Origin of the sequence: Polaromonas sp. (assembly GCF_012927455.1) — a bacterium.
GTDB lineage: Bacteria > Pseudomonadota > Gammaproteobacteria > Burkholderiales > Burkholderiaceae_C > Polaromonas.
In genome coordinates this window covers 465,554-479,353 of sequence record NZ_JABBPE010000016.1, presented here as the reverse complement: position 1 = coordinate 479,353, position 13,800 = coordinate 465,554, and the positions used below count along the sequence as shown (strand labels likewise).

The window sequence follows — 13,800 nt, the reverse complement described above, 5'->3', positions numbered from 1 at the left end:
AATTTCATGATTTTCCCTCTCCGAATGAATTTTTTGAAAAAGAACTGTCTGCGCTTAAACCAACTGACATCACAGACGCGTTGCGGCATTACCTCGGTAAATAATCGAACCTGGAAGACCCGTCTTATTTACCGCTCCATTTCAGTAGGAAGAGCGCTTGGGCGATACGAGATATCGGCTGAATTTCCTGGCAGAAACTTCTGCGCTTCCTGGCAGATACTTCTTACACCACTCTTGAACTACCCGCCCTCAACTCGGCTTCAGCCCAATAGCCACGGGCGCGAGTAGCTATCTAATTAGTAGCATTGGAGGCCGCTGTGGCGCGCTGTGACGCGTTATCGCGCGAGGCGATCTGACGTGCGTTGGCAAGAAGATTCCATCGCCAAGGCCGCTGGCATCAGGGCTTTGGCGCCATTCGGTGTGGCAAGACGCTGGCGGCAATGCGGCGGCTGGCCGATCACGCTGACGTGCAATCTTGCGCGGGGGCCTTCGCCATCCATACCGCATACCCTGCCTATCAGGTGACGTCGGCGCCTGCTTCACCTGCAAAAATGCATCAAAAAATGCTTGTAACCCAATATGGTCGGGCGCAAGCAGCTATAAAACTAATAGCAAACTGCAGTGCGACCGAGAGCCGCTGCTCAGGTCTTGTAGCTCTCGTCGAGGCGGTCAAGCTTGCGAATCAACGAAGGCCAGACAAAGGCGCCGCCCATGCCGCCGGTCTGCACGCGCATGGCTTCGGCCACGCCCTGGATGATGCGCGGGTTGACCTGCGTCAGCGCGCCGCCGGCCTGCGCGTCGATCTGGATGCGGCAGGTGTTCTCGAAGGTGTACATGCTCAGGAAGGCGTCGGCAATCGTCTTGCCGACCACCAGCAGACCATGGTTGCGCAGCACCAGGAAGTTGGCGCTGCCCAGGTCGGCCTGCAGACGCGGCTTTTCATCGTCGCGAAAGGCCACGCCCTCGTAGCCATGGTAGGCGAGCGAGCCAAGTACAAAGCTCGATTGCTGGCTGATAGCCAGCACGCCACCGGCCTGCGCGCTGACGGCGACCCCGGCGCGCGTGTGGGTGTGTAGCACGCAGCCGGCATCAAGCCGCGCCTCGTGTACAGCGCTGTGAATGACAAAACCGGCCGGATTGACCGGGAAGGGTGAATCGATGACCTTGTTGCATTGCTCGTCGACCTTGACCAGGCTGGAGGCGGTGATCTCGTCAAACATCAGCCCGTAGGGGTTGATCAGGAAATGGTGCGCGCCAGCGCCGGTGACCGACTCGGGCAGCTTGGCGCTGATGTGGGTGAAAACCAGGTCACTCCAGCCGTACAGGGCCACCAGCCGGTAACAGGCGGCCAGGTCGCAGCGCAGCTGCCATTCCTGGTCGCTGACTACGTCCTTGAGGGAGGGAATGTGCATGCTTGTCTCCTTGTGGTGTTCGGCAAAAGAAAACGCGAGCTTAGCGCCGGATTGATGGGGGTTCAGTCCCGCAGGCAACAGCCGGTCACACAGTTTTTTGTCTCGGGGCTGATATCACGCCATCGCATGAAGTCCTCCAGTAACTGTGGCAGCGACTTATGAGGATCTGGCCCCTATAACTCACGTCGCCTTCTGCGGGAGGCTCGCCAGGATTTTCTCCACCTCTTCGAAGTCTGCCGGCTTGACCAGATGGTGGTCAAACCCTGTATCCTGCGAACGCTGCCGATCTACCTGTTTGCCGTACCCGGTCAGGGCGACCAGCACGATGTTCCTGAGCGTGGTTTCCTGACGAATCCGCTTCGCCACCTCGAATCCGCTAAAGCCCGGCAGGCCGATATCCAGCAGCACCACATCCGGGCGCCAGGCGATGGCCGCGGCCACTGCGGCCGGGCCATCGTGCGCCAGTTGGATCTCATGGCCTGACAGGCTCAATAAATCCCCCAGGCTTTGAGTCGTATCCACGTTGTCATCGACCACCAGCACCCGGTAGTGGTTGCTGTTTGGCCGGACCGCATCAATCAATGGTGAAGGCGACGGCGGCAGGCAAGCCAGCGCTAGCGGCAGTCGCACCGTAAACTCGCTGCCGTGGCCCAGCACGCTGTGAACCGCTACCGTTCCGCCGTGCAGTTCCACCAGCCGTTGCACCAGGCACAGGCCGATACCCAGGCCGCCTTGCGAGCGGTCCAGTGAGCGCTCTGCCTGCGTGAACAGCTCAAAGATACAGGGCAAGAGCTCAGGGGCAATGCCAATGCCGCTATCCCGAACCCGGAGCACGGCGTTATCGCCGTCCTGCTGGACGCTCAGCCCGATGCCGCCACCTTCGTCGGTGTACTTGGCGGCGTTCGTCAGCAGGTTCACCACCACCTGCTCCAGCCGGGAGGCATCTGCATGCAGCCAGATCGGTTGCGGCGGCAGCGACACCGTCAGTTCATGGCGGCGTTGCGCGATCAGCGGCTGCGCCGTTTCAACCGCCCGCTCCACGATGCCGCCCAGCGCAACCTGCTGCCGGCGAAGCTGAACCCGGCCGGTGGTGATGCGCGAGACTTCCAGCAGGTCATCGACCAGATGATTGAGTTGCCCGACCTGTCGCTCGATGATGGCGCGGGCCTGCTGCTGGACCGGATCTTCGTTCTTGTGCAGGCGAAGCAGGTGCACGGCGTTGGAGATGGGAGCCAGCGGGTTGCGCAGTTCATGGCTGAGCATGGCCAGAAACTCGTCCTTGCGGCGGTCGAGGTCAGCCAGCGTTTCGGCGTGCTCCTGTAATTGCCGCTCGGACTTTTTCCGTTCGGTGATATTGTTAAAAAGGATAGCGACTTTTCGGCTTGCCGGATCGCCGATCTGGAAGGCATAGACATCGAACCAGCGGTTCAACGATTTCGCTTCGTTGACAAACCGAATCGCTTCGCCCGTCAGCGCGACTTTGCCGTAAATTTCAAACCAATATTCTTCTTGATCATGGGTGAATTCGCGGATACGTTTTCCCCGCGCGTCTTGCAAACCGGTCAGCTTCTCGAAAGGAGGATTGACTTCCAGAAACCGGTAATCGATCGGTTTGTCGTGCTCGTCAAAAATCATTTCGATGATGCAAAAGCCTTCGTCCATCGAATTGAACAAACTGCGATAGCGTTCTTCGGATTCTCGAATTTGCTGCTGCGCCAGCACGCGCCTGGAGATGTCGCGGAAATAGCACACCACCCCAAAACCGCCCTCAGGCAGCGCAATACGGTTGATCTGCCACTCGTAATATTCTGTCGTCTGGCGGTCAGCCCGCTCTTCAATCATTTCAGGCACAAAGCTGGGTTCGCCGGTTTCCAGCGTGTGGCGAAATTTTTTGACGTTTGCATCAGCCCAAGCCTTTGGCCACAAAATGTGCAGCACTTCGGCAAAGTCACGGCCAATCAGGTCAGGAATATTTCCAAACGCCGGCAGTGCAGTGGGGTTGGCCTGCCGAATCCGAAAGTCGGCATCAATCATGTAAATGCCCAGGGGCGCTTCGTCGATGAGGGTCTTGAACTGGGCGGTGCGTTGAAGCAAGGCTTGCTCGGCCTGCTTGCGCGCGGTGACGTCTTTGAAGATAACCGCAACACAAGCTCGTGTTTTAGCCTGGACGCGGAAAGTGCAGACTTCGAGCTCGCGCACGCGCCCCTTGTCCAAGAGCTCTCGTTCGAATCGGGTCGATTTGCCGGTGCGCAGCACAGCGTCATAAGTAAGGAGCCAGTCATCCGTGATGCCTGGTACCACTTGCCGGATGGTTTTGCCGACCACGTCAAACACGCCGGATTGCACCTCGAACGCCGCGTTGGCTTCGATATAGCGAAAATCCAGTGGCGCCCGGGCTTCACCCGTAAGTGCATCGGCGTCGTCTTCAACTTTCTCGATGATGCAAAAACCTTCGTCGATGGATTCAAACAGCGTGCGATAGCGTTGCTCGCTCTCGCGCAACGCGGCTTCGGCCCGCAGGCGTTCCAATCGCGTCCAGATGCGCGCGGTCAGTTCGCGCGTTAGCGCAATCTCGTCTTCCCGCCAGTCATAGGCCACGGATTTATAAAGGCACAGCGCAAAGCGCCATTGCCCGTCCTGGATGAGCGGCACGCAGAGGAACGATGCAATCTTTAGCGCCGCGAATTTTCCAGGTTCGGTGCGCGGATCCGCGGCGGTGTTGCGTACAACGATAACTTCCCCCGCACGCGCCACCCGTATAAATTCATCTTCCACAAAATCCGCAAGACGATGAACGCCGACCAGACCAGGCACATGTTCGCTATGCCAGTCATGGTTGATAACCACCTGCTTTGCCGTTTCGTTAATTTCGGCGAACGCACAGAGCGAGAGTTGGAGATGCCCGGCCATTTTTGCGCCGACCGTCTGCATCATTTCGTCCACGTTCGCCCAACGCACGAGATCCTGGCTGACCGAGGCCAGAAACGCGAGATTCATTTCCGCCTGTCTGCGCTGGGTCACATCGCGCGAAACGGCGAGCAGCCGCGCAGGCTTACCATTCAGATCAAGAATCGGCGAAATCACCATGTCCCACCACTTGGGTTGCCCGAGAGGCGTGCGGAAGAACCCGACGAAGTTTCCTTTGCCGCCCGCCAGCGCCGCATGGATCGCCGCCCGCGCAGCCGCCCTGTCCCCATCTTTCCAGAAGTCAATCCAGGATGTGTTCAAAAACGGCTGGATGTCTTCAATGCCAAGCAGTTCCTGCCCACTTAGCATGGACAGCAAATTTCCCTCCAGGTCCAAAACCTTGATGCAGTCGGGGCTGCTTTTGATAATGCTGCGGTTGAACGCTTCGCTGTCGCGCAAGGCTTCCTCCGCGTGCTTGCGCTTGGTGATGTCTTTGAAGATGATTGCAAGGCCACGATGGGTTTTAACTGCTACCTGAAAGACGAAGAGTTCCAGCACCCGTTCCCCGGGAATAAGTTCGCGTTCAAACCGGAGGGACTCGCCCGTTCTGAGAACGGTGTCATAAGTGGCAAACCAGTCCTCGGAAATGCCGGGAAACAGTTGCCGGATGGTTTTTCCAACCACGCCGGCCGCATCGTTCGCACCGGATTGCGCCACGAATGCCGGATTGGCTTCGACGTAGCGAAAATCCAGCAGCTCGTCCGCTTCGCCCAGAACTTTTTCGACGATGCAAAAGCCATCGTCCATGGATTCTAAAATCGTGCCATAGCGGTCCGTGCTTTCGCGCAATTCTGAGTTAAGCCTTTGCGCCGCCTTGGGGGAATGAACCGGCTCGTCCATCCGCTTGAGCGCGGCGCGGCGCTGATCAAGCGCACCCAGGGACTCCACCGCCTGATACGCCCTTGACGCAAACGGATACCGCTCGGCCTCGCCATGCCGCTGACAGAGTTCGTTGACCTCGTTTTCCAGCTCAATCATGCGCAACTCGCGGCCGGCAGCCGTGCGGTTGAAACAATTCACCTCGTCCGTGCGCGACCGTAGTTCGGCATCGCTCGATGCTTTATCCGTTTGCGGGCGGGGGTGAGTCATGCCGCCTCCCAAATTGATGGTTGGTTCACTATTGCTGGATGCTCCTTTGTGAGCCGACTTTTTTTCGAAATTAATTAGTAAGCATACAGTTTTGAGACCAGTTGTAACGAAGCCTTTGCAACCGTCGGTAATATATCGGGAACCGGCCGTTTGGCTGCGTCGGGTCGGGCGTAATACGCGCCCAGTGGGTTTCTACCTGGCATGCCAGGGGATAGTCAGCTGAAGACAGTGCGTATGCAGCAGGCAGCGCAGGCGTGCCGGCATTTCTTCCCGAGACTGGCTTGCTATAAAAATAATAGCTGCTTGCGCAGGTGAAAAGCGGGCTACAGGCTGATTTTCTTGACGTACCAGGTGAAATTCCGGAAGGCTTGCACGTTCTCCATCTGTCGCATTCTGAGAATTTCAGGGGATACCAGGAGATTTAAGGGTTTGCCCTAGCTGCGTTCAAAGGGCTGAATTCAACAATACCTAAGTAATTTCATTCATAGGCCAGGCGTCCACAGGGTGCCGTTATCAAAGGGAGACCAGCATGCAAAAGGTGTTGCACATCAACCCGGAAAAATGCACCGGCTGTTTGCAGTGCGAGATGGCTTGTTCTTACGAGAACTATGGCGTCTTTGCCCCCGCCAAGTCGCGCATCAAGGTATTTGACTTTCACGATACCGGCAAGAAAGTGCCCTACACCTGCACCCAGTGCGACGAAGCCTGGTGCCTGCACGCCTGCCCGGTCGAGGCCATCACGCTCGACAAACTCACAGGCGCCAAGGTGGTCAACGACAGCACCTGCGTTGGCTGTAAGGTCTGCACCATCGCCTGCCCGTTTGGCACCATCAACTACGTGCAGGAAACCGGCAAGGTGCAAAAGTGCGACCTGTGCGGTGGCGAGCCGGCCTGCGTGGAGGCCTGCCCGACCCAGGCCATCACCTATATTGACGCCAACTGGACCGGCCTGGACCGGATGAAGCAATGGGCAGACAAGCTTGGCAATCAAGCCACTTCCGCGTAAGCGCTTAAGGAGAAACGACTATGTCTTGGGCCAAAAAAATCCTTCGCGTTAATCTGACGGCTGGCACCGTCACGTCCGAACCCCTCAACATGGACTGGGCGCAGACCTACCTGGGCTCGCGCGGGCTGGGCAGCAAATACCTGGTGTCAGAAGTCGACCCCAAAGTCGATCCACTGTCGCCAGACAACAAGATCATCTGGGCCACCGGGCCGCTGACCGGCACCATGGCCTCCACCGGCGGGCGCTACACCGTCATCACCAAAAGCCCGTTGACGGGGGCCATTGCCTGCTCAAACTCGGGCGGCTACTGGGGCGCCGAGCTCAAAATGGCGGGCTGGGACATGGTGATTTTTGAGGGCAAGTCGGCCAAGCCGGTCTACCTCTACATCAACGACGACACGGCCGAGTTGCGCGACGCGGCTTGGCTGTGGGGCAAGAGCGTGTGGGAAACCGAGGCGATGATCAAGAAAGGCCTGCAGGATCCGCTGGTGCGCGTTTCCAGCATCGGCAAGGCCGGTGAAAACGGCGTGCTGTATGCGGCGGTGGTCAACGACCTGCACCGCGCCGCCGGCCGTTCCGGCGTCGGTACCGTCATGGGCAGCAAAAACCTGAAAGCGATTGCGGTGCGCGGCACGATTGGCGTCGGCAATGTCCGCGATCCCAAGGCCTTCATGAAGGTGACCTACGAGAAGAAAAAGATCCTGCACGACAACGCCGTCACCGGCCAGGGCCTGCCGGCTTTTGGCACGCAGGTGTTGATGAACGTCATCAACGAAGTGGGCGCGCTGCCAACGCGCAATCACCAGGACGTGCAGTTTGAAAGCGCCAAGGATATTTCTGCCGAAGCCATGGCGACGCCGCGCGCGACCGACGGCAAGGCGCAGCTGGTAACCAACCAGGCCTGCTTTGGCTGCACCATTGCCTGCGGGCGCATCAGCAAGATGGACGAGACCCATTTCACCGTGGCCAACAAGCCCCAGTACTGGGGCGCCAATGGCGGGCTTGAATACGAAGCGGCCTGGGCGCTGGGCGCCGCCAACGGCGTGAAGGACCTGGAGACCCTGCAGTACTGCACCATGCTGTGCAACGAGGAGGGCATAGACCCGATCAGCTTTGGCGCCACCATAGGCGCGGTGATGGAGCTGTACGAAATGGGCGTGTTGAGCAAAGAGCAGATCGGCATGGAGGCGCCATTCGGCTCGGCCAAGGCGCTGGCTTTTCTGGTTGAGGAAACCATTTACAGCCGTGGCTTTGGCAAGGAAATTGGCCAAGGTTCCAAGCGCCTGACGGCTAAATATGGTCATCCGGATTTGTCGATGTCGTCCAAGGGCCAGGAGTTTCCGGCCTACGACGGCCGTGCCATTCAGGGCATTGGCCTGGCTTACGCCACCTCCAACCGGGGCGGCTGCCATTTGCGCGGCTACACGATTGCCTCGGAAGTGCTGGGCATTCCGGTCAAAACCGACCCGCTGGAGCACGAAGGCAAGCCCGAGCTGGTCAAGGCGTTTCAGGATGCCACCGCTGTGTTCGACTCGGCCGGGATTTGCGTATTCACCTCCTTTGCCTGGGGCTTGGCCGATGTGGCGCCGCAGCTGCAGGCGGCCTGCGGCGAACAGTACACCACCGAAGAACTCGAAAAAATCGGCGAGCGTATCTGGAACATGGAGCGCGAGTTCAACAACGCTGCCGGTTTTACCAAGGCCGACGACTCGCTGCCCAAGCGCCTGCTGACCGAGGCCGCCAAGACCGGCCCGGCCAAGGGCAAGGTCAACATGCTGGCTGAAATGCTGCCCAAGTACTACGCCGCGCGCGGCTGGGACAGCGAAGGCGTGCCGACGGCCGCGACGCGGGAACGCTTGAGCCTGTAAAGCAGCGTTAACGCGAGTTGGTCAGCGGGAAGGGGCGAGCGCAAGTCTGCCCCTTTTTTTATTTTTGGAGGATCCATTCATGACCCACCACGTCATTCTGGGCGCAGGCCCCGCCGGTGTGATTGCCGCTGAAACGCTGCGCAAGCACGCGCCTGACGACCGCATCACGCTGGTCGGCGACGAAGTAGAGCCGCCTTACTCACGCATGGCGATTCCCTACCTGTTGATGGGCAACATCGACGAGCGCGGCACTTACCTGCGCAAGGGCGCCTCGCACTATGCCGATTTGAAGATCAGCCAGCTCCAGAGTCGCGCCAAGTCAGTCGACATTGCTACAAAAAGCATAGCCTTGGAGAACGGCCAGACGCTGACCTACGACCGGCTGCTGGTTGCCACCGGCTCGCAGCCGGTGCGCCCGCCGATTCCCGGCATGGACAGCGCGGGCGTGCATCCCTGCTGGACGCTGGAAGACGCGCGCAGCATTATGGCGCTGGCCCAGCCCGGCGCGCGCGTGCTGCAGATGGGCGCGGGCTTCATCGGCTGCATCATCATGGAAGCGCTGTCCGCGCGCGGCGTCAAGCTCAGCGTGGTCGAGATGGGCGACCGCATGGTGCCGCGCATGATGGGCCCGGTGGCTGGCGGCATGATTCGCGACTGGTGCGAAACGCAGGGCGTGCAGGTGTTTACCGGTACCCGGGTTGAAGCCATCGAGGCAGGCACGCCGTTAAAGGTGCGCCTGTCCAACGGACAAATCGTCGAAGCCGAACTGGTCATCAGCGCCACCGGCGTCAAGCCCAACATTGCGTTTCTTGAAAACTCCGGCATCACCTGCCTGCAGGGCGTGCTGACCGACGAGTACCTGCAAACCAGCGTGCCCGGCATTTACGCAGCGGGCGACTGCGCCGAAGCCTTTGACAAGGTCAGCGGCACCACCATCGTCAGCGCCATTCAGCCCAACGCGGCCGAACAGGCGCGCGTGGCCGCGCTCAACATGCTGGGCCAGCGCACCGAACTGAAGGGCGTGACGCAGATCAACGTGCTCGATACGCTGGGCCTGATTTCAGCCAGCTTTGGCACCTGGCAAGGCCTGCCCGGTGGCGAGCAGGTCGAACTGACCGAGCGCCAGGCCGACGGCGGCAAGGGCCGGCATCTGAGCCTGCAGTTCAAGGGCGACGTGCTGGTCGGCTGCAACAGCGTCGGCTGGACCGAGCATGTAGGCGTGATGCGCGGGCTGGTCGAAGGCGCCGTGCCGCTGGGCCGCTGGAAAGACATCCTGGCCAAAGACCCGACCCGGCTGATGCAGGCCTATCTGGCCAGTGCCCAAGGGCAGGGCCAGTGGAGCGGCGCGGCCGACGAGCGGCGCCGATGAAAATCACTTTTAAACTGTTTGCCACGCTGACCGACTACCTGCCGGTGACGGCGCGGCGCAGCAACATCGTCGAGCTGGAGGTGGCGCCTGACGCGCCCATCAGCCAGATCATCGAGCCGTTTGGGCTGCCGCCCAGGCTGGTGCATCTGGTGCTGGTCAACGGTCACTACATCCAGCCTGAGCAGCGCCTGACGCACACGCTCAAGGAAGGCGACGTGCTGGCGATCTGGCCGCCTATCGCGGGTGGTTGAGGCGGGCCGTTGAGTGCAAGCCTTCTACCCTGAACACTTTGAGCGCGAGATGGGCTGCACCGAGGCCGAATGGCTGATGTGGCTGCCCGATGCCATTGGCGCGCAGCATTGGAAGCTGCAGGCCCATGCAGCCGATGTGCGCATTGGCGACGGCACGCTGGACCTGACCTGGCGAACCGGCGAGGCGCGCGTGATTGCGTTGCTGCGCATGCCGCGCCTGCTGGTGTGCTTTCGCTTTGCCGGGCTGGACGAGGCCCAGCGCTACACCTTCATGAAGCGCTTTGACCTTTACATGCAGCGCGGTGGCGGCTAGAAAAAACAGCCCACGCCATGCGGGATTTCCCCGAATCGGTATAGCCCCTTCCCCCATTGGGAGACGGCTGGGATGGAGCCGCGGAGCTGGCTCGAGTAACGCTATCTATTTCGTAGCTGGCCGCGCCCGTTCTCATTGACTTGCAGGCCTGAATCACCATCGTCGAAACCCCCATGCCAACCTTCCCCCAAAGGCGGGAAGGGGCTAAGCCGGGGAGGCAGACGGTTTTATTGGCTGCAATTGGTGGGGGCAAAAAAACCGATAAAAAAGACCGCTAGCCCAATATTTACGGGCGCGAGTAGCTATCAATTCAATAGCGTGTTATGACTCCGCGTCATCCAGCCCGCGGCTTCGGCTGCTGCGCCAGATGGCGCGCACCAGCCACAAGCCGCCCAGCACGGCGCCGCCAAAGCCCAAAAAGCCGAAGGCAGGCAGGCCGAACAGCGTGGGGCCACCCTTGACCGTCATGACGATGGACGCGCCAATGATGAGCGCGGCAATCACCAGCGCCATGGCCAGCCGATTCGCGGCGCGGTCGATCTGGTCGCCCACGCGCTTGAGGTGCGCCAGTTCTATGCTGACCTGCAGCCGGCCGCGCCGTGCATTGCGCAGCAGGCGCGAGACATCGTGCGGCAGCTGCTCGGCGACGGCCAGCGTGCGGCGCAGCGTCTGCCAGGCCCGCGCGGCCAACACCTGCGGCCGGTAACCAGCGCGCACCACCTGGCGCAGCAGCGGCAGCGCCTCGGTGGTCATGTGAAAGTCCGGGTCCAGGCCGCGGCCCATGCCCTCCAGGCTGATGAAGGCCTTGATCAGCAGCGCCAGATCGGGCGGCAGACCCAAGTGGTGCTCACGCAAGATGACGCTGATATCGGCCAGCATCTGGCCCAGGTGGAGCTGCGCCAGCGGCGTGCCGTGGTACTGGTCGACAAAAGCTTCGATCTCGTTTTCAAGCTGCGCCAGGTTCAGCCCGTGCTCGTCGCCGGTCCAGTCGAGCAGCACCTCGGCGACGGCCTTCGGCTGGCGCTCCACCAGGCCCAGCAGTAAGTCGAGCAGCTCTTCGCGGCGCCGCGCCGAAAGCCGGCCCACCATGCCGAAGTCGATAAAGGCAATGCGGTTGCCGCTCAGGTAAAACACATTGCCGGGGTGCGGATCGGCGTGAAAAAAGCCATCTTCGACGATCATTTTGAGCACCGCGTGGGCGCCGCGCCGCGCCAGCAGGGGGCGGTCAAAACCGGCCTCGGCCGTGAGCTGATCGAGCTGGCCGCCCGCAACGCTGAGTTCGCTGTGACTGCCGCCCACATAGTCCTGCACATTGACGCGCTCGCCGGTGTGCGCCCAATACACGCGCGGAATCACGATGTGCGGCAGGGCCACCAGGTTGGCGGCAATGCGCTCGGCGTGGCGGCATTCGGCGGCCAGATCAAGCTCGCGCCGCAGCGACTTGGCAAACTCGCGCACCAGCTGCTGCGGGTGGTAGGGCTTGAGCGCGGCCATCTCAGCCTCGGCCAGCGCGGCCAGGCGGGCCAGCAGGCGCAGGTCGGCCTCGATCACTTCGGTGATGCCGGGGCGGCGTATCTTGACGACAACCTCGGTGCCGTCTTTCAGCTGCGCGCGGTGCACCTGCGCGATCGACGCGGCGGCCAGTGGCTCCACATCAAAACGCGCGAACACCGCTTCGGGCTCGCCGCCCAGGTCTTCGCGCAACTGCGACCGCAGCTGGTCCAGTGGCAGCGCTGGCACCTGGCTGTGCAGGCGCTCGAACTGGGCAATCCATTCGGGGCCGAAGAGGTCGGCGCGGCCAGCCAGGATCTGCCCGAGCTTGACAAAGGTGGGGCCCAGCTCTTCCATCGCCAGGCGCACCTGCACCGGCGGCTCGATGCGCGCCAGGTCGGCCACATGCTCCCAGCGGATGGCATGGCCGGCACGCTCCAGCTTGTCGGCCAGGCCGAGGCGCCGCACGCTGTCGCCCAAGCCGTGGCGAATCAGCACGCCGGCAATTTCATTGAGGCGTCCCATGTCGCGCGCCGCGCCCAGAGTCTCTTTCAGCATGGGCAAATGGTAACCGCCGCAATGCTGCAACGGCGGTGTTTTGCCGCCGGCAATTCTCAGGTCCAACCGGCTCCGGAGCCCGCGTCAGCTTGGTGGCGGCCTGCCATGCGATCATCAAAAGTTATTAAAAATAGCTCAAAGAGAAAGCTGCCATGTCCGTTCAAACCCTGTACCAGCAAAAACGCATGTCCTCCGCCGATGCCATTGGTGTCGTCATGAATGGTGACACCATCGTCGTTCCCACAGCCGTCGGCGAGCCGCCCTCCCTGCTGACGGCACTGTCGGCGGCACGCCTGGGTTTGCGCAATGTGCGGGTGTCGCAAATTTTGCCGGTGCGCAAGTACGATTATTTCGACCCGGAAACCACCGAGCATGTGCGGCACATCGCCTATTTTTTCAGCGGCATCTCGCGCGCCGGCGGACAGGAAGGCTGGGTCGACTACATTCCGGCGAATTTTTCCGAACTGCCGGAGCTGCTCAAGCGCAAGCTGATTCCCGCGGACGTCGTGTTTTCCATGGCATCGCCGATGGACGAACACGGTTATTTCTCTCTGTCGCTGGCGCCTGACTACACCCTGGCGGCGATAGAGCAAGCTCGCGCCGTGGTGCTGGAGGTGAACCCGAACGTGCCCTTTGCCAACGGCAACTGCCACATCCATATCTCGCAGGTGGCGGCTTTAACCGAAAGTAAGGACGCGCTTCTAGAAGTCGGCCTGCCCAAAATTGGCCCGGTGCAGGAGGCCATCGGCAAGTTCGTGGCCGACATGATTCCCGATGGCGCGACGCTTCAGATCGGCTACGGCGGCATCCCCGATGCGGTGGTGATGCAGCTGACCGACAAGCACGACCTGGGCATCCATACCGAAATGATTGGCGACGGCATCATGAGCCTGGTGGATGCTGGCGTGGTCACCAACCGCAAAAAGAACTACCAGCCCGGCAAGATGCTGGCCACCTTCGCGCTGGGCTCGAAAAAACTCTACGAATTTTTGCACCGCAACCCGGCCGTCGAGATGCACCCGGTCGGTTTCACCAACGACCCCTACCTGGCGGGCCAGAACGACAACCTGCACGCCATCAACGCGACCATGCAGATCGACTTTATGGGCCAGTGCGGCTCGGAAAGCCTGGCTTTTTCGCCTTACTCCGGCACTGGCGGGCAGACCGACTTCGTGCGTGCCGCCAATCGATCCAATGGCGGCAAAGCCTTTATCGTCCTGCCCTCAACCGCCAAGCACGACACCATCTCCCGCATCGTGCCCACCCTATGCGCCGGCACCCATATGTCAACCAGCAAGAACGATATCAACTATGTGGTGACGGAATACGGCGTGGCCCAGCTGCGCGGCAAGACCGCTCACCAGCGCTGCGAAGCCTTGATATCGATTGCGCACCCCGACTTCAGGGGGGAGCTGCGTGAAGCAGCGAAGAGGATGAAGCTGCTTTAAAGGGGAATCACCCAGTTTTGGCTGGGCG

General features: G+C 60.8%; 9 protein-coding genes. 6 read left to right on the top strand and 3 right to left on the bottom strand.

Annotated features, from left to right (window positions below; genetic code table 11):
- Positions 1-641: 641 nt before the first annotated feature.
- A complete protein-coding gene (locus HHJ18_RS17285) occupies positions 642-1,412 on the bottom strand; it encodes a class II aldolase/adducin family protein (RefSeq protein ID WP_296917126.1) in 771 nt (256 codons plus the stop codon).
- Between the two features lie 180 nt (positions 1,413-1,592).
- Complete coding sequence (locus tag HHJ18_RS17280) at positions 1,593-5,468, bottom strand: PAS domain S-box protein (protein ID WP_296917124.1); 3,876 nt, start codon at positions 5,466-5,468, stop codon at positions 1,593-1,595.
- Between the two features lie 529 nt (positions 5,469-5,997).
- Here HHJ18_RS17280 and HHJ18_RS17275 point away from each other — a divergent pair.
- The 5 genes from HHJ18_RS17275 (at position 5,998) to HHJ18_RS17255 (ending at position 10,275) form a co-directional block, all read left to right on the top strand.
- Positions 5,998-6,474, top strand: a complete 477-nt coding sequence (locus tag HHJ18_RS17275) for a 4Fe-4S dicluster domain-containing protein (protein WP_296917122.1) — start codon at positions 5,998-6,000, stop codon at positions 6,472-6,474.
- Positions 6,475-6,494: 20 nt separating this feature from the next.
- A complete protein-coding gene (locus HHJ18_RS17270) occupies positions 6,495-8,342 on the top strand; it encodes an aldehyde ferredoxin oxidoreductase family protein (RefSeq protein WP_296917120.1) in 1,848 nt (615 codons plus the stop codon).
- A gap of 79 nt (positions 8,343-8,421) precedes the next feature.
- Positions 8,422-9,711: an FAD-dependent oxidoreductase gene (locus HHJ18_RS17265; protein ID WP_296917118.1), complete on the top strand. Its 1,290-nt coding sequence runs from the start codon at positions 8,422-8,424 to the stop codon at positions 9,709-9,711.
- Positions 9,708-9,962: a MoaD/ThiS family protein gene (locus tag HHJ18_RS17260; protein ID WP_296917116.1), complete on the top strand. Its 255-nt coding sequence runs from the start codon at positions 9,708-9,710 to the stop codon at positions 9,960-9,962. The genes HHJ18_RS17265 and HHJ18_RS17260 overlap by 4 nt, the downstream gene beginning before the upstream one ends.
- Positions 9,963-9,975: 13 nt before the next feature.
- The gene (locus HHJ18_RS17255) at positions 9,976-10,275 is read left to right on the top strand and encodes a hypothetical protein (RefSeq protein WP_296917114.1); all 300 of its coding nucleotides are present in this window, start codon (positions 9,976-9,978) and stop codon (positions 10,273-10,275) included.
- A gap of 321 nt (positions 10,276-10,596) precedes the next feature.
- On the opposite strand, the gene HHJ18_RS17250 is transcribed toward HHJ18_RS17255, so the two are convergent.
- Positions 10,597-12,324: an AarF/UbiB family protein gene (locus HHJ18_RS17250; RefSeq protein WP_296917112.1), complete on the bottom strand. Its 1,728-nt coding sequence runs from the start codon at positions 12,322-12,324 to the stop codon at positions 10,597-10,599.
- Between the two features lie 152 nt (positions 12,325-12,476).
- Here HHJ18_RS17250 and HHJ18_RS17245 point away from each other — a divergent pair, with 152 nt between their 5' ends.
- Positions 12,477-13,772, top strand: a complete 1,296-nt coding sequence (locus HHJ18_RS17245) for an acetyl-CoA hydrolase/transferase C-terminal domain-containing protein (protein ID WP_296917110.1) — start codon at positions 12,477-12,479, stop codon at positions 13,770-13,772.
- The last annotated feature ends 28 nt before the right edge of the window (positions 13,773-13,800 follow it).